Origin of the sequence: Corynebacterium sp. MSK195 (assembly GCF_030228885.1) — a bacterium.
Taxonomy (GTDB): Bacteria; Actinomycetota; Actinomycetes; order Mycobacteriales; family Mycobacteriaceae; genus Corynebacterium.
In genome coordinates, this window is record NZ_JASPGT010000004.1 from 190,844 (window position 1) to 209,318 (window position 18,475).

Consider the following 18,475-nt stretch of genomic DNA (forward strand, 5'->3'; position numbering starts at 1 on the left):
AAGTTCTACTTATGTTCGGCGTCCCACTGGGCAACCTGCGGAAGGTCGTGGCCCATGCGGTCGCGTTTAGTACGCAGGTAGTCAATATTATCCGCGTGGGCAGGGGTTGCCAGCGGCGTGTGGTGGCTGGCGTCCACTCCAAAGCCACTCAGCCCCTCGCCCTTATGCGGATTATTGGTTAAGAGGTTTGCGGATTCTATGCCGAGATCGCGAAGGATCTGCCCGGCCACGGAATACTCGCGGGCGTCCTCGGGCAGTCCCTGCTCCAGGTTGGCATCGACGGTATCCATGCCCGAATCCTGCAGGCGGTAGGCCTTCAACTTATGCAGAAGTCCGATTCCACGGCCCTCTTGACCGCGCAGGTAGATGACCACGCCGCGGCCTTCTTGGCTGATAAGGCGCATGGACTCGTGCAGTTGGGGCCCGCAATCGCAGCGCCGTGAGCCAAAGGCATCACCAGTTAGGCATTCGGAATGGACGCGCACCATGACGTCGCGTGCGCCGCGCAGTTGGGCGGGATCCCCTGCGACCAATGCAACGTGTTCCTGCCCGTCTACCTCATGGCGGTAACCGATGGCGGTGAAGTGGCCGTATTCGGTGGGGAGCTCGGTGGTTACCTGGCGGGTGACCTGCGTTTCATTATGGCGGCGCCACTCGATGAGCTGCGCGATAGAGATCATGGAGAGTCCATGCGTATCGGCAAAGCGACGCAACTCTGGTGAGCGCGCCATGTCCGTGGGGTCATCTTCGGAGACGATCTCGCACAGCACACCGGCCGGGCGCAGGCCCGCCAAGCGCGCCAGATCAATGGATGCCTCAGTATGTCCGTCCCGCTCCAGAACGCCGCCTGGGCGGGCACACAGCGGCACGACGTGGCCTGGGCGGGTGAATTCGCCGGGCGTGGTGTTTGGGTCTGCCAGACGCCGGATGGTTTCTGCGCGCGAGGTCGCAGAAATACCGGTACTACCCGTCGCTGCATCCACGGTCACCGTGTAGGCGGTGCCGCGAACATCCTGGTTGACCGCCAGCATCGGCGGTAGGTTCAGCCGGTTGCAATCTTCTGGCAGCAAGGGTGCACAGATATATCCAGAGGAATAGCGCACCATGAAGGCCACAAGTTCCGGGGTGGCTAGCTCTGCGGCGAAAATCAGATCGCCTTCGTTTTCGCGATCCTCATCGTCGATGACAACAACCGGCTTACCAGCGGCGATATCCGCGATGGCCTGGTCGATGGAATCTAGACGGATGGAATTCTCACTCGCGCTCATAAGGTAGCAGTCTAGTCCTTAGCCTCAGGGGGTTTAGCTTCGGGGTGAAGCATCTTTTCTACATACTTGGCCAGCACATCCACCTCGAGGTTTACCTCTCCTCCCACCGGCAAGGCGCCGTGAATGGTATCGCGCAAAGTGGTGGGGATAAGGGATACTTCGAACCAGTCGGGGCCCACGGCGCTCACGGTCAGCGAGGTGCCGCTCACGGCAATAGAGCCTTTTTCCACGACGTACCGGGCAAGCTCGGATGGCAAGCTAAACCGCAGCACATCCCAATTCTCGGAGCTAGTTCGGCTCTGCAGCGTAGCGGTACCGTCCACGTGTCCTTGCATGATATGCCCACCCAGCCGGGTGGTGGGAAGCAGTGCCGGTTCGACATTGACCGGATCTCCCTCGGCAAGGCGCCCCAGTGCGGTGCGGTCCAGGGACTCCTGCATCACATCCGCACAAAAAGTATCCGCAGACAGATCCGCCACGGTAAGGCATACGCCGTTAATGGCAATGGAATCACCCAGTGCGGCCTCCGCGACGGTACGCGGGGCACGAATGCTCAGGCGCAGCGCGTCTGCGTGCGGTTCCATTGCCTCCACGGTGCCCAACTCTTGTACTAGCCCAGTAAACACTTCCAACCTTTCTCGCTCACTGCTATGTCCAGCGTCTAGCGCACGTACTCAATAAGAACGTCATCACCCAGCGCCTTCATTCCCACCCGGCGGAAACGGGTGGCCTCTGCCAGCGTCTGAGTCACGGGGTGCGCGAGTACACCGCGGCCCTCGCCTAGCAAGAGTGGCGCAATATAGGCGGAGATAGCATCCACCAAGTCGGCCTTGAGGAAGCTGCTAGCCAGGCCTGCGCCTCCTTCCACGAGGACGTCGCGGGCACCGGTGGCGTAGAGCTCGTAGAGAGCTTCTTCGATGCTCTCGTACTGCTCGTACCCCAACTCGCGCAGGTGGCTTGCCGCATCGCCCGCCGATGCCAAATCACGCTTGCCAATAACCACCCGGCGTGGTTGGTGCGCGCGCAAGCTGCCGTCGTTAAAGCGCGCGGTGAGCGAGGGATTATCAGCCAGCGCCGTGCCGGTGCCCACCACGATGGCATCGCGGTGCGCCCTATCGGCATGCACCCAGTCGCGCGCTTCCTCGCCCGTAATCCATTGGCTGGTTCCATCGGCCGCGGCCGTGAAACCGTCCAGCGTTTGCGCGAACTTCAAGGTGACGTGGGGCCGTTGGGTGCGCACGGCGAATAGCCATGGCACCAAAGCATCCTCGGCGTGCGGGGGCTTTTCTAGCTTGGCGACGTCCACTCCAGCCTCCGCCAACACTTCTGCTCCACCCGCAGCCTGCGGGGTGGGATCGGCGTGGAGGTAGTACACGCGAGCCACGCCGGCATCGATAAGCGCCTGCGCGCAGGGACCCGTGCGGCCGGTATGCGCGCAGGGTTCCAAGGTGACCACGGCCGTGGCCCCGCGTGCTTTACCTCCGGCCTCCTGCAACGCCATGACCTCGGCATGCGCGCCTCCCACGGGCTGGGTGGCGCCGACGCCCACAACCTCCCCAGCTGGGGACACGATGACCGCGCCTACCGGTGGGTTAGGGCTCGTGGTTCCACGAACTTCAGCACCCGCGGCCATTGCGCGCAATAGCGCTGCGGAGAGAGTGCTGTTCTGGTTCTCCGCGGCCATCAGGCACCAGCCGCCAGATCACGCAGCTGCTTGACGACGCCGGCGGGATCGTCCGACTTGAATACGGCTGAGCCTGCCACGAAAGCGTCGCAGCCCGCCTCGGCGGCTGCTTTGATGGTCTCTGGTGAAATGCCGCCATCGATCTCGATGACGGTATCAAGGCCCTGTTCATCAATCGCACGGCGCAGCTTACGGACCTTCTCCAGCATCTCCGGCATGAACTTTTGCCCGCCGAAGCCAGGCTCGACAGACATCACGAGCACCTCATCGAAATGGTGCAGCTTGTCCAACCACGGCTCGATGGCGGTGCCTGGCTTGATGGAAAAGGCCGCGCGCACACCCAAATCGCGAATGCGCTTGGCCAAGTTCACTGCCGCCTGGTCATCGGCGACGGCCTCCACGTGGAAGATAATCGTATGCGCGCCCGCCTTGGCATAGGTCTCCACCCACTTTTCGGGTTCCTCAATCATGAGGTGGACATCTAGTGGCTTATCGGTGCTGCGATGGACCGTGGCCGTGAGATCTGGGCCGAAAGACAGGTTGGGCACAAAGTGCCCATCCATAATGTCCACATGGACCCAGTCTGCGGTATCAATCGCCGCTAGTTCCTCGCCCAAGCGAGCAAAATCGGCGGCCAGGATGGAAGGGGAAATAATCGGTGCGGACATGCCCACCAGTCTATCGCGATTAGTCGGCTGCGCGGCGAAGGGCCGCAAAGAACATGGCGTCGGTACCGTGCCGATGCGGCCACATCTGCACGGATTTCTCATGGCCTACATCGCCCATATCAGGAATGAGAGCATGTGCGTCGAGTTCTTCCGCGCCGAGTTCGCGCACAGCGCGGTCAACGATGCCCCGGGTTTCGCGCAGATCTGGCGAACAGGTGGAATAGATGACCACGCCACCTGGACGCACCAGGTTTAATGCGGAAGACAAGAGCTCGAATTGCAGCTGGTTGAGCTCGGTAATGTCAGACTCGGACTTGCGCCACCGCGCCTCGGGGCGGCGACGGAGGGCACCGAGGCCGGAACAGGGGGCATCGACAAGCACGCGGTCAAAGCCCTCTCCCACCCCGGGATTGCGGCCATCTGCCACATGGACGTCCACGGGTAAATCGCTGACCGTCTTTTCAATCAGCGCCGCTCGGTGCGGGGATACCTCCACTGCATCGACGTGCGCGGAGTCGATGCGGGCAAGCGCGCCCATCAATGCCGCCTTACCGCCGGGACCGGCGCAGAGATCCAGCCACCGGCCGGTATCCTCGCCCTCGAGGGGCGCCTCGCATACCGCGCGGGCAATCAGCTGCGAACCCTCGTCCTGGACGGCCGCCAATCCTTGGCGCACGGGTTCCAATTGGCCGGGGTCACCGGATTCCATGTACACCGCATAAGGGGAATAGCGCCCCTCCTCATTGCCGGTCATCAGGGCCAATTCCTCGGCCGAGATTTCCCCAGGGCGCGCCACTAGATGCACCGAAGGTCGATCCGAATCCGCCGCCAGGGCAGCCTCCAACTCCCCTAGGCCCAACACGCGGCTAAACGATTCCGCAATCCAGGTGGGGTGGGCATGCTTAAAGGCGATGCCGGCGATTTCCCCCTGTGGAGCGAGCTTGTCCAGCCAGGTCTTAGCTGGCGTGCGCGTAATGGTGCGCATGATGCCATTAGCAAAGCCCTTGGCTTTGACTTCACCGGCGGCTTCTACCAAACGAACGGTGGTATCAACCGCCGCGTGTGGCTCCACGCGGGTATAAAGAACTTGATAGGTGCCTAGGCGCAAGGCATCAACCACGGCTGGGGAAATGGCCTCGAGGCCGCGCGAAGAGCACTCTGCGATGACGGCATCAACTACGCCAAGGGTGCGCAGCGTCCCGTAGGTGATTTCGGTGGCGAAGGCGGCATCGCGCCCCTTGAGCTTTTGCTTGCGCAGCGCCTTGGGCAAAATGAGGTTGGCGAAAGCATCATCCTCGCTTACCCTGCGCACCACGTCGAAGGCGACCGCACGCGGCGCATCCACGCCCGCAGCCAGCGCGGCCTGAATCAGTCCGCTTTCCTGGCGCTTGCCGGGACGCTGGCCCTTAGCAGCAGCCTGCCGGCCACTGTGCTGCCCACCGCGGCTACCATGCTGCTGCCGTTGCGGGCGGCCGCCGCGACCCTTCACACCAGCGGATTTGTGGGAGTCCTGCGGCTTACCCGCCGGCGACTTATCCCCGGACTTGCTGCGGGAACGGAAACCACCACTCATTGAAACTTCACCTCGGCATCCTTGCCTAGTCCACGGGCCCAATCGGCCGCGTTCATCATCTTCTTTCCCGGAGGCTGGATTTTACCCAGCTGGACTGGCTGCGTACCGGTACCGATGAATACGGCCTTCTTGGCAATGTGCAGCTGCCCTGGTTCTAGTTCCTGTGGAACCGCCGCCTCATCTTTGAGGCTAACCGGTCCAATCTTCACGCGGGCCTCGTCCCACATGGTCCATGCACCCGGACCAGGCGTATGTGCGCGAATGTGCCGATCGATGGCAAATGCCGGTTGGGTCCACTCCACGCGGGCCTGCGCGGTAGAGATTTTCGGCGCATAGGTAGCCTCACCCTGCTGCGGTTGTGCCTCTAGCTGTCCCGCCGCTAAGCCATCCATGGTGGCCACGAGCAGATCGCCACCGGAATAGGCAAGGCGCGTCAACAGGTCATCAGCAGTATCGGTGTCTTTAATCTCCTCCGTCACGGTGCCGAGCACCGGGCCGGTATCAAGGCCCTCTTCGATGCGGAAGGTTGATGCGCCGGTCACGTCATCGCCTGCAGCAATGGCAGCCTGCACTGGTGCAGCACCGCGCCATGCCGGAAGTAAGGAAAAGTGCAGGTTTACCCAGCCATGCTGCGGCAGATCCAGCAGGTCCTTAGTCACCAGATTGCCGTAGGCCACCACCGGAATCGCCTCAGGCTGCAATTCCTTTAAGCGGGCGCGCAGCGCCTGCCCATCCTCCGAGTCCGGGCGCAGGGTGGTTGGGGTCAATACTTCAATGCCGTGTTCTTGGGCGAGCGCCTTCACTGGGCTCGGGTGAAGAGTGCGGCCGCGGCCCTTCTTCGCGTCTGGGCGGGTGATTACCGCCACCACCTCGTGCGACGAGGCAAGTAGCTTTTCCAAGGCCACAACGGCTGGCTCAGGGGTACCGGCAAAAATAATCCGCATGCGGGAAACTCTCCTCTTAATGTCGTTCAAAATACTAGGCTACAACGCCGCAACGCTGCCGCCACAGCGAGCGGGCTACGAGGCGTTAAACCACTCGGATTCACGGATGGCGCGCATGGCCTCCTTGCGCACTGGCGCCTCCAAGCGTTGTAGGAAGAGCACCCCATCGAGGTGGTCCGTCTCATGCTGGATGCACCGAGCCATTAGTCCTGAGGCCACCATGGACACAGGGCGCCCCTCAATATCCTGGCCAGACACAAAAACCTGGTTGAACCTCGTAGTTTCCGCGCTAATTCCCGGAATGGATAGACAGCCTTCCGGGCCTGTTTGCTGCTGCTCTCCCACCGGAGTCCAGACCGGGTTAACAATCGCCCCGCGCAGCCCAGATTGGGTGTGCGAGCAGTCATAGACGAAAATTCGCTTCAAAATCCCCACCTGATTAGCCGCTAGCCCTACTCCCCCGGCTTTATCCATGGTCTCGAGCATATCGCTCGCCAGAGCGCGCAGACCGGCATCAAATTTACTAATCCCCTCCGCGCGGCTGCCCAATACTGGGTCGCCGTAGATACGCAGCTCTCGAAGGGACATGGCAATCACACCTTTCTCATGGCACCGAGACCAAGCCGGCCGGCGGTGGCGGCTTCCTCCGTCGAGATTAGCGCATGAGCGCCTATGGCCCCGATATGGCTAACCCACGTGGATAGGGTCAACCACAATGCGCAAAGGCAGGTCATCCTTTCGGGCGCTGCGCGCGGCGTTGGCGCTGCGCAAAGCCCGCCCCAATTGGGACCGCGGCCCCAGCGGGGTGCGCACGACCAACCGCTGCGGTGGGCCAAAGCGCTGGCTATCGTAGTCACCAGGCAGGCTCTGCCCCGGCGGAAGGGGAACTGGTCCTAATACCTCCGCGTGGTCTGGAAGATCCACAAGCTCGGCAAAGCCATCCAAGGATGCATCCGCACCGTCGATGGCAGCAAAATGCACCGCGGGTGGGAAGCGCACTTCGCGCCGGGCAGCAAGCTCTGCCGCGGCCGCGCCCACCATATCCCAACGCAGGAAATGCTGGACTACGGTAAGCGAGTCATCGGCCGCCAGGATTACTCGACCACCCTTGAAATGCGGCTGCACCAAGGTAGCCGCCTGCGCCCACTTCGCTAGGGTATCCTCCGTGGCGCGCAGGTCTTGCCGGTTGAGCAATGCCCCGGCATCCAAGAGCAACGCCGCGCCATAGGCTCCATCGTTTACTCTCGGTTCCGCACCAGGGGTGGCAATGACCAGCGCCGGCGCATTGTCCACCGCATCGAGGACCTTGTTTCCGCCCGAGACCACCACCCGCGTATTGGGAAAGGCCCGGCCCATTTCTTCCGCAGTGCGCTCCGAGCCCAACACGATGGCCCGCAGGCGCGGAGACCCGCATTCGGGGCACCGATGCCGCGCCTCAATGCGGCCGCACCAGCGGCAGGTAGGCATTCCCGCTTCGTCCGAGCCTGCGCTTGCCGACGCCCCCTTGGGCGGCAGCCCCAATGGCCCATTGCAATGCCGGCAGCGAGCCGGCGCTCGGCACTGGCCACAGGCCAAAATGGGCGCATAGCCCTTGCGCGGTACCTGCACCAGCACCGGCTCTCCCCTATCCAGCGCCTGGTGGGCAGCTTGGAAGGCCTGCGCTTGTACTTTGGTGGTGCCGCCCTGGAGGTCGCGGGCGATCGATAGCCCAAAGGACCCGACCGCCTCGATAGCCGGGCACCGCGCCGTTATGGTTTGCTCTTTGGCCACCACGTCGTGCGCCCATCCCGATTCCACGAGGAGCTGTGTCTCTGCCGTCCGCGCGTGGTTGGCCAAAATCATGCTGCAGCCTTCGAAGGCCGAGCGGGTGGTGAGTACTTCCCTCGCATGGACATAGGGCTTGAGGTTGTCGACCAAATTATCATTGCCATCATCGAGGATTACCGCCAGTTGCAGGTCTTTGACCGGAGCAAAGGCGGCGGACCTGGTGCCAATGACCACGCGCGCTTGGCCCACTAGTGCGGAGAGATAGCGGCGATAGCGCGCCTGCGGGCCCATGCTATTAGTCAGCACCGTTATCTGCTTTGCCCCAAGTACCTGGCGAAGCGCGGCGTCTACAGCATCGACGCTCTTTTGATCCGGGGCGACGAGGAGAACTCCTCCTCCGCCAAGCGCCACTTTGGCAGCGAGTGCAGCCAGCGCGTGTGCCCAATCATCGCCCGGGGCGATTTGCCAGGCGGCACGGGCGAGCTTGCCGGCCAGAATCGAATCGACGAAAGCCTCGCCATGTTGATAGGCCGACCACCCTGATAGGTCGGGCTCGCTCGCGGTGCCGAGCTCCTCCCACGGGGTCTCTAAATCGGATTCCTCCGCCTTAGCGTGCCGCGGCGGGATAGCGGAACGGATAATGTCTGAGCGCACGCCGCCGTAACGGTCTGCCAGGGCGTCGACAAGCCGGGCCAGCTGCGGCGGATAAACCTGGAAGGGTGAGATGATGCGCTCGATAAAGCGCAGGTTGCCGCCAAATTCAGAATCATGCCGGCGTTCTATAACAATCGCGTCCACCAAGCGCCCGTTGAAGCGGATGCGCACTTTAATCCCCGGTTGGACTTCTTCCGAGTCTGCCTCTTCAACGAGGTAATCAAATCCTCGGTCCAGGTGCGCAACCCCTAAAAGAGGCAACACCCGCGCAACCGGCTTCCGGGTGGCGGGTGTTTTCTTAGGCATAGGCCTCGATTCTACAGACCAGCGGCAGCACGCAATGCTTCCACTCGGTTCAACTGCTCCCACGGCAGCTCAACGTCGGTGCGGCCAAAGTGACCGTAAGCCGCAGTTTGCGCATAGATGGGACGCAACAGGTCGAGCTCGCGAATGATAGCGGCCGGGCGCAGGTCAAATACCTGATTCACCGCAGCCTGGATATTCGCATCGCTCAGCCCTTCCTTGGCAGTACCAAAGGTCTCCACATACAAGCCGACCGGCTTGGCGCGGCCGATGGCGTAAGCCACCTGGACTTCAGCGCGATCTGCCAAGCCCGCGGCGACGATATTCTTAGCCACCCAGCGCATGGCATAAGCAGCGGAACGGTCCACCTTGCTTGGGTCCTTGCCGGAGAAGGCGCCGCCGCCGTGGCGAGCCATGCCGCCGTAGGTATCGACGATGATCTTGCGGCCGGTAAGACCGGCATCGCCCATCGGTCCGCCAAGAATGAAGGAACCGGAAGGGTTGACCAACAAGGTCGTCTCTTCGGTGTAGTACTTGTCCAAGCCGGCGTCCTTGATAACCCATTCAAGGACCTCACTGCGCAAGGGACCTTCCAACCAAGCGCTATCGACCTCGGCATCGTGCTGCGTGGAAATGACCACGGTATCCAGGTGGGACGGCTCATTGTCGTCGGTATAGGCAAAGGTCACCTGGGTCTTGCCATCCGGGCGGAGGTGATCGACGATGCCTTCCTTACGTACCTGCGTCAGGCGGCGGGACAGGCGGTGCGCCAAAGCGATAGGCAGTGGCATGTACTCAGCGGTCTCATTGGAAGCATAGCCGAACATCAGGCCCTGGTCGCCTGCGCCAGCGGTATCGTTTTCGGCATCATAGTCCTCGTCATGGGCGCGGGCTTCAGTGGAGTTATCTACGCCCGCGCCAATTTCCTGGGACTGCTCGCCGATGGCGATATTCACACCGCAAGTATTGCCATCAAAGCCGACTTCGGAAGAAGTAAAGCCGATGGATTTAAGGGTGTCACGCACCAGCGCCGGGATTTCTACGTATGCCTCGGTGCGAACCTCGCCCACCACGTGGACCTGGCCGGTGGTTACCAACGTCTCAACGGCCACGCGGGATGCTGGATCCTTTTCTAGCAGGGCATCAAGGATGGCGTCAGAAATGGCGTCACAAATCTTATCGGGATGGCCTTCCGTAACGGACTCGCTGGTAAAAAGACGAGTTGCCACTGCAGCGTTATCAGTCACAAAAACTTCCTTTGTTCTCACTGTTGATTCGATGCTGTGGGTTTTCTACGCCCAAGCCTAATACCTCGCAAGCCTAGACCAAGCGGTCTATAAAAGCAATTTTAGTTGTCTACCCGTGAAACATTTCATTCACGGCCGAAAGAATCTGAGCGGCGACAACCTGCTTCGAGCCATGCTCCACGCGTTGCGGCGCGGAATCCGGGCGCAAGATCCACCCCTCGCTGGACTTTTGACCAAAAGTCTTTCCGCGCCCGACCTCATTGGCCATGAGCACATCGCAGCCTTTACGCGCAAACTTTTCCTGGGCGTAGTCCAAGGCGGACTTCTGAGCATCACCGGTTTCGGCGGCGAACCCCACAATTACGCACTCGGCAGGGATTTCCGAGCGCTCGCGCGCAGCGACGAGCCCTTTGAGCACATCCGGGTTTTCCACCAGGTGGAGCGTCGAGAGTGCATCGTCTGCCTGTCCCTTCTTCATCTTTGATTCGGCGACCACCGCCGGACGGAAGTCAGAGACTGCAGCGGCCATGATCACCACGTCCGCATCGCGGGACTCCTCGCGCATGGCGTCCTCCAACTCACGGGTGGAGACAATGTGCCGGAGCTTCGCGCCGCTTGGCACAGGAAGCTGGGCGATATTACCCGCAACGAGGGTGACCTTGGCCCCCATCTGGGCGGCCCATTCCGCGAGCGCGAATCCCTGCCTGCCGGAAGAGCGATTGCCCAGGTATCGGACCGGATCCAGCTCTTCCTGGGTACCGCCGGCTGATATGACGACTTTCTTGCCCTGCCAAGTGTGCTGCACTCGATAGCCTGCCAGTTCAGTACGGATAATCTCCGCGATTTGTTCCGGCTCCGGCAAACGACCTGGGCCAGAATCCTTGCCGGTAAGGCGTCCGTGGGCGGGCTCGATGACAGTAATACCGCGGCGCCGCAAAGTAGCCACGTTGTCCTGCGTAGCGGGGTTATGCCACATCTCAGTGTGCATGGCCGGGGCCACAATAACCGGGCACGTCGCGACCAATACGGTGGCCGTGAGCAAATCGTCTGCTCGGCCTGCAGCCAACCGCGCGATAAGATCCGCGGTGGCGGGCGCAATGACCACTGCATCCGCATGCTGTCCTACGTTGACGTGCTGCACCTCATCCACGGCCTGAAACACACTCGTGGCGACGGGATGGCCGGACAGCGCCTCAAACGTGGCCGCGCCCACGAAGTTCAGTGCACTTTCCGTGGGGACAACGCGGACATCATCGCCCGCTTCTTTGAGGTTGCGCACGAGATGGCACGCCTTGTAGGCAGCGATGCCGCCAGCGACGCCCAGAACAATATTGCGAGAGGTATCTTTATCAGTCACACCGCACGATGGTACCTGCCGACATAGAGAAAGGCTCCACCCGCCGCGACCAAGAGGTGCACCCTAATTCGGGGATGCACATCCGTGGCGGCGGGTGGAGCCTTAAAGCTATTACACGCTTAGTGCTAGCTACTTGCCTTCCTCGTGGTCAAGCAGGCCAGCATCAATCTCGCGCAATGCGATGGACAAAGGCTTTTCGCCTGGCTCTGGGGTAACCAGCGGGCCTACGAACTCGAAGACACCTTCATCCTGCTCTTGGTAGTAGCTATTGATCTGGCGTGCGCGCTTAGCGGCAAAGATGACCAAAGCGTACTTAGAGGAAACCTTGTCCAAAAGCTCATCGATCGGGGGATCAGTAATGCCGATCGGATCATCAAATACTGGTTCCGCCTTTGCGGCTTCAGTGTTAGAAGGGGTGGTCACGTTAGTCACATGCACCTTTACATTGATTGAAGATGGTCAAAAAGGAGGTCTATGCCCGCAGGATATCACTAATGGCAGATACTGCCTCGTCCAGATCCTCGTTCACAACGACGTGATCGAACTCGTCCTGTGCGGCTAGTTCCTCATGCGCAGTTTGCAACCTACGGTCAATGACGTCTTGCGGCTCGGTACCGCGGCCGGTAAGCCGCTCCACAAGTACCTCCCATGACGGGGGTGCCAAAAAGACCAGGTCTGCCTCCGGCAGCGCTTTCTTAACACTCCGAGCACCCGCGAGGTCAACCTCAACGAGTACCGGCCGGCCAGCGGCCAAAGCTTCCTCTACCGGCTGGGCGGGCGTTCCAGAGCGCTGCAATCCGCCGTGGATATCAGCCCATTCGAGCATCTCCCCGGCATCGATTCGCTGCTGAAAGGTTTCTGGGGTGACGAAGAAGTAGTCGACACCGTCCTGCTCCCCGGGGCGGGGCTGGCGCGTGGTCATAGACACGCTGAAATACAGCCCCTCGACGTCACTGCGCAGACGCGAAACTACGGTGGATTTTCCCACTGCGGAAGGCCCCGCCAATACGACGAGGCGCCCGCGTGCAGTTGCGTCAGCCATGGTTGTGACTATTCGCCGTAGCCGAAACGCTCGAGGAGAGCACGACGCTGACGCTCACCTAGGCCGCGCAGACGACGGGTCTGAGCAATCTCCAGGTCCTCCATGATTTCCTTAGCCTTGACCTTGCCAACCTTCGGCAGAGCCTCGAGGAGTGCAGAAACCTTGGTCTTGCCGATGATCTCATCGGTCTCGGCCTTTTCGAGCACGTCCTTCAGGTCGGTCTCGCCGCGCTTGAGCGCAGCCTTGAGCTCGGCGCGAGCCTTGCGGGCCTCAGCGGCCTTTGCGAGAGCTTCCTTGCGCTGCTCATCAGTCAACTTTGGAAGGGCCACGGGTTTCCTCCGATTCATTAGATTGATTCTGTTACGTCTAGTACTTGGTACCAGATTACGGTTGCCTAACGCAGTTAAGACACCGCGGAAAGTTATTAATAACCTTCGAGCAAACCGACTTCTGGCAATCCTAGCACTGCTCATTGAACGGTGACGATTAGCGGGTCCAAAAGCACGCCTATTTTAGCACGTCACCGCACATACCTTAAACAAAGTACCAGGTAAACGGCGCGGCCGTTAATCAGCCACGCCGCCTCTATTAGTCCCGAAACTCCGCCGCCACCTGAGCAACTGCTTTGCGCAGGTCAGCGACGTCCGGCCCCTGCTCCAGCACTGCTCGGGACACATTGGCAAATCCCAGCGATGGATGAGCAGAAACAATGCCGTGCACCTGCTCTGGGCCAGCGCCCTGGGCGCCAACACCGGGCAGAAGCACCGGACCATTGAGTGCATCGAGGCGCGGCGGATTGTCTAACGTAGCGCCGACGACTACGCCGACATCGCCAGGCTTGTCGGCTTTGTGCGCCTCGACATTGAACGCGGCGCATTCATCGACGACGCCCTGAGCGATAGTGCTCTCCTCGCCCACCGGGACCGACTGAATGGCACGTGCCTCCGGGTTGGAGGTAGCCGCCAGGACGAATACACCGCGGCCGGTTTCTTCGGCCTTGGTGAAAACCGGCCCCAGTGCGCCAACGCCTAGATAGGGCGACACGGTCACAGAGTCTGCGCGCAGCGGCGAGCTATCGCCGAGCCACGCATCTGCATAGCCGGCCATGGTGGAACCAATATCGCCGCGCTTGGCATCGGCAACAGTCAGGCACCCCGCGTCGCGCAGGGAAGCCAAGACTTCTTCGAGGACCGCAAAGCCCTGAGAGCCAAAGCGCTCAAAGAAAGCGACCTGTGGCTTTACCAAGGCGGCGGTATCGCTAAAGGCTTCAACGCAGCGCATGCTAAAGGTCCGCAGACCATCAGCGGTGGGCTCTAGCCCCCACTTGTCCAAGAGATATGGATGTGGGTCGATGCCGACGCACAGGCGCCCGCGTTCCTGACCGGCTTCTTCTAGCCGCTCGCCAAATCCTTTAGTGCTGTGGGCCATGCTCAAGCTCCTGGAGTGCGCGCACCTGCAGGTTGCCAATGCGCATAGCTTCGATGCCTTGGACGGCCGCGGTCACACCCTGCACGGTGGTCACCAGCGGGATCTCCATGTGCACGGCGGCGGCGCGGATATCGTAGCCATCGTGGCGGGCACCGGCGGAGCCGGCTGGAGTATTGAGAATCCAGTCGATCTCGCCGTTGAAAATCTTATCCACAATAGATTCTTCGCCGTCCTTGGCCTCAGAGACCTTGGCAGCAACCTCGCACTCGATACCGTTGCGGCGCAGCATCTGCGCGGTGCCGGCGGTAGCGACGATGTTGTAGCCCATGTGGGCCAGGCGTTGAATCGGGAAGATCAGGGTGCGCTTGTCGCGGTTGGCAACAGAAACGAAGACGGTGCCCTCCGTGGGCGGCACGGCAAAGGCAGCGATTTCGCCCTTGGCATAGGCCGCACCAAAGTTGGTAGCCAAGCCCATGACCTCACCGGTGGACTTCATCTCTGGCGAGAGCAGCGTATCGAGCAGGCTGCCATCGGGGCGGCGGAAGCGGTTGAACGGCAAGACTGCTTCCTTGACGGCAATCGGGTGTTCCAGCGGCAAAGAGCCACCGTCGTATTCGGAAGGAATCATGCCTTCGGCGCGTAGATCCGCGATGCTCGAGCCCATCATGACGCGAGAAGCTGCCTTAGCCAGTGGTACGCCGGTGGCCTTGGAGACAAACGGCACGGTACGGGAAGCACGTGGGTTGGCCTCAATGACGTAGAGGATGTCATCCTTCAAGGCGAACTGGACATTCATCAGGCCCTTGACGCCAATGCCCTCGGCGAGCAAGCGGGTGGACGTGCGGACCTTTTCAATGTCCTCTGGTCCAAGGGTCATCGGTGGCAGCGCACAGGAGGAGTCACCGGAGTGGATACCGGCCTCCTCGATGTGCTCCATGACGCCGCCCAGGTAGACCTCGTTGCCGTCGCACAGGGCATCAACGTCAATCTCAATGGCGGAGTCTAGGAAGCGGTCCACCAGCACCGGGTGGTCCGGAGACAGCTCGGTGGCACGCTCGATGTAGTCTTCCAGCGCCTTTTCGTCGTAAACGATTTCCATACCGCGACCGCCCAGCACATAGGACGGACGAACCAGTACTGGGTAGCCAATGGAGGAAGCAACCTCGCGAGCCTCCGCGAAGAAGGTGGCGGTGCCGTATTCCGGAGCTGCCAATTCTGCCTCATCGAGGACCTTGCCGAATTCGCCGCGGTCTTCGGCGGAGTCGATAGCTGCGGGGCTGGTGCCCACAACCGGAACGCCTGCCTCCTCCAAGCGGGCGGCAAGGCCCAGCGGAGTCTGGCCGCCCAGCTGGACAATCACGCCAGCAACGTCACCAGAAGCGGCCTCCGCGTGGTAGACCTCCATGACGTCCTCGAAGGTCAGCGGCTCGAAGTAGAGGCGGTCTGCGGTGTCATAGTCGGTGGAGACGGTCTCCGGGTTGCAGTTGACCATGACGGTCTCGTAGCCCTGATCCGAAAGTTCCAGGGCCGCGTGAACGCAGGAGTAGTCAAACTCGATACCTTGACCAATGCGGTTAGGGCCGGAGCCCAAAATGATGACCTTGCCCTTGGAGCCTTCCGGTGCCGGGCGAACCTCGGTCTCGGCATCCGGGTCAAGCTCATAGGAGCTGTAGTGGTACGGGGTCTGTGCTTCGAACTCGCCGGCACAGGTATCTACCGTCTTGTACACGGGGCGGATGCCCATGCGCCAGCGCAGGCTGCGTACGCCATCCTCGCCGTTGAATTCTGGGCGAAGGGCGGCAATTTGGGCGTCGGAAAGCCCAAAGACCTTGGCCTCGCGCAGCAGCTCCTCGGTGAGCACTGGGGCGTCGATAAGCTCTTGGCGGAAGGTCACCAAAGTGGCCAGCTCAGCGATGAACCAGGGGTCAACGCCGGAAGCCTCGTGGACCTCGTCGACAGAAGCGCCGAGGCGAAGGGCCAGCTCGATGTCGTACATGCGGCCCTCGGTTGGGCGCTCCAGATCCTTGAGCACGGCCTGCAGGTCAGTAGCACGCTCGCCGGCGAAGTACTCATCCGGCTTGGTCCAGAAGCCATTGGGCTTGTTTTCCAAAGAACGCATGACCTTGTTCAGGCCCGCGATATAGTTACGGCCGATGCCCATGGCCTCGCCCACAGACTTCATGGTGGTAGTCAAGGTGTCATCGGCACCCGGGAACTTCTCAAAAGCAAAGCGTGGGGCCTTGACAATGACGTAGTCCAGGGTCGGCTCGAAGGCTGCCTTGGTCTCGCCGGTGATGTCGTTTTGCACCTCGTCCAAGGTGTAGCCAATGGCGAGCTTGGCAGCCAGCTTGGCAATCGGGAAACCGGTGGCCTTGGAGGCAAGCGCGGAGGAACGGGACACGCGCGGGTTCATCTCGATGACGATGATGCGGCCGTCGTCCGGGTTGACCGCGAACTGGATATTGCAGCCGCCGGTATCGACGCCGACCTCGCGGATGATGGCAATGCCCAAGTCACGCATCTTCTGGAACTCACGGTCAGTAAGCGTCAGCGCCGGGGCGACGGTGACGGAATCGCCGGTGTGCACGCCTAGGGCGTCGACGTTTTCGATGGAGGCAACGACCACTACGTTGTCATCGCCATCGCGCATGAGCTCGAGCTCGTATTCCTTCCAGCCCAGGATGGATTCCTCAATGAGCACGTTGGCCTCAGGGGATGCGGCCAAGCCGCCGCCGGCGATGCGGTCCAGGTCCTCATTATTGAAGGCCAGACCGGAGCCCAGGCCGCCCATGGTGAAGGAAGGGCGGACAACGACGGGCAGGCCAAGCTTGTCGACGGTCTCGTGGACCTCATCCATGTTGTGGCACACAGCGGAGCGAGCGGACTCACCGCCGATGGAGGCTACGATGTCCTTGAACTTCTGGCGGTCCTCGCCGCGCTCGATGGCGTCAATATCGGCACCGATAAGCTCAATGCCGTACTTGTCCAAAATTCCTTGGCGGTCGAGCTGAACTGCGGCATTTAGCGCGGTCTGGCCGCCCAGGGTAGCCAGCACGGCGTCGATGGGGTGTCCCTCTTCGCGTTCCTTGACCAGAATCTTTTCGATGTATTCCGGCTCAATGGGCTCCACGTAGGTGTGGTCCGCAAACTCAGGGTCGGTCATGATGGTGGCCGGGTTGGAGTTGACGAGCGTTACGCGCAGGCCCTCTTCCTTGAGCACGCGGCAGGCCTGGGTACCGGAGTAGTCGAACTCGCAAGCCTGGCCGATGACGATCGGGCCGGAGCCGATGACCAGGACGTGGTTGATGTCGTTGCGCTTTGGCATAGTTATTCTTCCTTTTCCTGGTGGTCTACTTATTTGGGGTGTGGTTAGCCATCAGTTCTTCAAACTGATCGAATAGTGGGTTGGCATCGTGCGGGCCCGCCGCGGATTCTGGGTGGTACTGCACGGAGTAGGCCATGCCGTTGCGCAATGCCACGCCCTCGACGGTGTCGTCGTTGAGGCAGATGTGGGTGACCTGCGCGGGGCCGAAGTCGGTGGCGAACTCGGCATCGTTGCTGTTGAGGTCATAGCCTTCCGGTGCCTTCAGCGCGAAGCCGTGGTTCTGAGAGGTGATATCGATCTTGCCGGTCACGTTATTGCGCACCGGCACGTTGATGCCACGGTGGCCGAACTTCATCTTGTAGGTGTCCAGGCCAAGCGCGCGGCCCAGGAGCTGGTTGCCAAAGCAGATGCCAAAGAACGGGATCTTGGCTTCGAGCACCTGCTTGATGATGCCCACCATTTCATCGGCGGTAGCCGGGTCGCCCGGGCCGTTGGAGACGAAGACGCCGTCCGGATTATAGGACTTCACCTTGTCAAAGGAGGTATTTGCGGGCACGACGATGGTTTCGATACCGCGCTGGGAGAAGTGGCGCGGGGTTGCGCTCTTAACACCCATGTCGAAGGCAACGACGGTGTACTTCTTCTCTCCTACGGCCTCCACCGTGTACGGCTCGTCGGTAGATACCTCTGCGGCGAGATCAGCGCCTTCCATAGAGTCCTGGGACTTAACTTCCTTGAGCAACTCTTCTACTGGGCGCTTTGCATCTTCGCCGGAGAACAGGCCGGCGGCAATGGAGCCGTAGTTGCGCAGGTGGCGAACCAAGGTGCGGGTATCGATGCCGCGGATGCCAATGACACCCTGCTTTTCCATTTCCTCGCTCAGGCTGCGCTCTGCGCGCCAGTTGGATACGCGCTGCGCGAGGTCGCGAATGACGAGGCCCGCAACCCAGATGTGGTTGCCGTGGGACTCATTGTCCTCGTCGTTCCAACCGGTATTGCCAATGTGCGGCGCTGCGGAAACCACAATCTGGCGGTGGTAAGACGGGTCCGTCATGGTCTCCTGGTAGCCGGTCATCGCCGTGGTGAATACGGCCTCGCCCAAGGTGGTGCCGGTGGCACCAAAGCCATAGCCGCGGAAGGTGCGCCCGTCCGCGAGAACGAGGATTGCTGGGGTTCTATCAGTCACGTCGTGGCCTTTCTCTGCCATATAGGTGG

16 protein-coding genes are annotated in these 18,475 nt (G+C 61.2%); all 16 read right to left on the reverse strand.

Annotation, left to right across the window (positions count from 1 at the left end; all coding sequences use genetic code 11):
- Window positions 1–5: 5 nt before the first annotated feature.
- Entirely contained in the window at window positions 6–1,268 is a 1,263-nt protein-coding gene (locus tag QP909_RS06060) for a bifunctional 3,4-dihydroxy-2-butanone-4-phosphate synthase/GTP cyclohydrolase II (protein WP_284766520.1), read from the reverse strand.
- 11 nt (window positions 1,269–1,279) lie between these two features.
- Complete coding sequence (locus QP909_RS06065; RefSeq protein ID WP_284766521.1) at window positions 1,280–1,894, reverse strand: riboflavin synthase; 615 nt, start codon at window positions 1,892–1,894, stop codon at window positions 1,280–1,282.
- A gap of 35 nt (window positions 1,895–1,929) precedes the next feature.
- Window positions 1,930–2,952 carry a bifunctional diaminohydroxyphosphoribosylaminopyrimidine deaminase/5-amino-6-(5-phosphoribosylamino)uracil reductase RibD gene (gene ribD / locus QP909_RS06070; protein WP_284766522.1) on the reverse strand — a complete coding sequence of 341 codons (1,023 nt, stop codon included), beginning with the start codon at window positions 2,950–2,952 and terminating at the stop codon, window positions 1,930–1,932.
- Window positions 2,952–3,620 (reverse strand): ribulose-phosphate 3-epimerase, encoded by a 669-nt coding sequence (gene rpe / locus QP909_RS06075; protein WP_284766523.1) that lies wholly within the window; start codon window positions 3,618–3,620, stop codon window positions 2,952–2,954. Before rpe ends, ribD begins: the two co-directional genes overlap by 1 nt.
- Window positions 3,621–3,639: 19 nt before the next feature.
- Window positions 3,640–5,193: an RsmB/NOP family class I SAM-dependent RNA methyltransferase gene (locus tag QP909_RS06080; RefSeq protein WP_284766524.1), complete on the reverse strand. Its 1,554-nt coding sequence runs from the start codon at window positions 5,191–5,193 to the stop codon at window positions 3,640–3,642.
- Window positions 5,190–6,137 (reverse strand): methionyl-tRNA formyltransferase, encoded by a 948-nt coding sequence (gene fmt / locus QP909_RS06085; RefSeq protein WP_284766525.1) that lies wholly within the window; start codon window positions 6,135–6,137, stop codon window positions 5,190–5,192. The genes QP909_RS06080 and fmt overlap by 4 nt, the downstream gene beginning before the upstream one ends.
- A 75-nt stretch (window positions 6,138–6,212) precedes the next feature.
- The gene (gene def, locus QP909_RS06090; protein ID WP_284766526.1) at window positions 6,213–6,725 is read right to left on the reverse strand and encodes a peptide deformylase; all 513 of its coding nucleotides are present in this window, start codon (window positions 6,723–6,725) and stop codon (window positions 6,213–6,215) included.
- A gap of 99 nt (window positions 6,726–6,824) precedes the next feature.
- Window positions 6,825–8,864: a primosomal protein N' gene (locus tag QP909_RS06095; RefSeq protein WP_284766527.1), complete on the reverse strand. Its 2,040-nt coding sequence runs from the start codon at window positions 8,862–8,864 to the stop codon at window positions 6,825–6,827.
- An 11-nt stretch (window positions 8,865–8,875) separates the two neighbouring features.
- Window positions 8,876–10,108, reverse strand: a complete 1,233-nt coding sequence (gene metK, locus QP909_RS06100; protein ID WP_239277672.1) for a methionine adenosyltransferase — start codon at window positions 10,106–10,108, stop codon at window positions 8,876–8,878.
- Window positions 10,109–10,217: 109 nt separating this feature from the next.
- Window positions 10,218–11,465 (reverse strand): bifunctional phosphopantothenoylcysteine decarboxylase/phosphopantothenate--cysteine ligase CoaBC, encoded by a 1,248-nt coding sequence (coaBC, locus tag QP909_RS06105; RefSeq protein WP_284766528.1) that lies wholly within the window; start codon window positions 11,463–11,465, stop codon window positions 10,218–10,220.
- A gap of 129 nt (window positions 11,466–11,594) precedes the next feature.
- Window positions 11,595–11,897, reverse strand: coding sequence for a DNA-directed RNA polymerase subunit omega (rpoZ, locus tag QP909_RS06110; protein ID WP_005324891.1), 303 nt, complete (start codon window positions 11,895–11,897; stop codon window positions 11,595–11,597).
- Between the two features lie 40 nt (window positions 11,898–11,937).
- The gene (gene gmk, locus QP909_RS06115) at window positions 11,938–12,507 is read right to left on the reverse strand and encodes a guanylate kinase (RefSeq protein WP_049378220.1); all 570 of its coding nucleotides are present in this window, start codon (window positions 12,505–12,507) and stop codon (window positions 11,938–11,940) included.
- Window positions 12,508–12,515: 8 nt separating this feature from the next.
- Window positions 12,516–12,836, reverse strand: coding sequence for an integration host factor, actinobacterial type (gene mihF / locus QP909_RS06120; protein WP_005328460.1), 321 nt, complete (start codon window positions 12,834–12,836; stop codon window positions 12,516–12,518).
- 259 nt (window positions 12,837–13,095) lie between these two features.
- The gene (gene pyrF, locus QP909_RS06125) at window positions 13,096–13,935 is read right to left on the reverse strand and encodes an orotidine-5'-phosphate decarboxylase (protein WP_284766529.1); all 840 of its coding nucleotides are present in this window, start codon (window positions 13,933–13,935) and stop codon (window positions 13,096–13,098) included.
- Entirely contained in the window at window positions 13,919–17,260 is a 3,342-nt protein-coding gene (gene carB, locus QP909_RS06130; RefSeq protein ID WP_284766530.1) for a carbamoyl-phosphate synthase large subunit, read from the reverse strand. The genes pyrF and carB overlap by 17 nt, the downstream gene beginning before the upstream one ends.
- 25 nt (window positions 17,261–17,285) lie before the next feature.
- The gene (carA, locus tag QP909_RS06135; protein ID WP_284766591.1) at window positions 17,286–18,467 is read right to left on the reverse strand and encodes a glutamine-hydrolyzing carbamoyl-phosphate synthase small subunit; all 1,182 of its coding nucleotides are present in this window, start codon (window positions 18,465–18,467) and stop codon (window positions 17,286–17,288) included.
- Window positions 18,468–18,475 lie beyond the last annotated feature (8 nt).

Excerpts from the sequence above, each read along its gene's own strand:
- QP909_RS06060 (WP_284766520.1), bottom strand. The coding sequence starts at position 1,268 with ATGAGCGCGAGTGAGAATTCCATCCGTCTAGATTCCATCGACCAGGCC.
- ribD (WP_284766522.1), bottom strand. The coding sequence starts at position 2,952 with ATGGCCGCGGAGAACCAGAACAGCACTCTCTCCGCAGCGCTATTGCGC.
- rpe (WP_284766523.1), bottom strand. The coding sequence starts at position 3,620 with ATGTCCGCACCGATTATTTCCCCTTCCATCCTGGCCGCCGATTTTGCT.
- QP909_RS06080 (WP_284766524.1), bottom strand. The coding sequence starts at position 5,193 with ATGAGTGGTGGTTTCCGTTCCCGCAGCAAGTCCGGGGATAAGTCGCCG.
- fmt (WP_284766525.1), bottom strand. The coding sequence starts at position 6,137 with ATGCGGATTATTTTTGCCGGTACCCCTGAGCCAGCCGTTGTGGCCTTG.
- def (WP_284766526.1), bottom strand. The coding sequence starts at position 6,725 with ATGTCCCTTCGAGAGCTGCGTATCTACGGCGACCCAGTATTGGGCAGC.
- QP909_RS06095 (WP_284766527.1), bottom strand. The coding sequence starts at position 8,864 with ATGCCTAAGAAAACACCCGCCACCCGGAAGCCGGTTGCGCGGGTGTTG.
- gmk (WP_049378220.1), bottom strand. The coding sequence starts at position 12,507 with ATGGCTGACGCAACTGCACGCGGGCGCCTCGTCGTATTGGCGGGGCCT.
- pyrF (WP_284766529.1), bottom strand. The coding sequence starts at position 13,935 with ATGGCCCACAGCACTAAAGGATTTGGCGAGCGGCTAGAAGAAGCCGGT.
- carB (WP_284766530.1), bottom strand. The coding sequence starts at position 17,260 with ATGCCAAAGCGCAACGACATCAACCACGTCCTGGTCATCGGCTCCGGC.
- carA (WP_284766591.1), bottom strand. The coding sequence starts at position 18,467 with ATGGCAGAGAAAGGCCACGACGTGACTGATAGAACCCCAGCAATCCTC.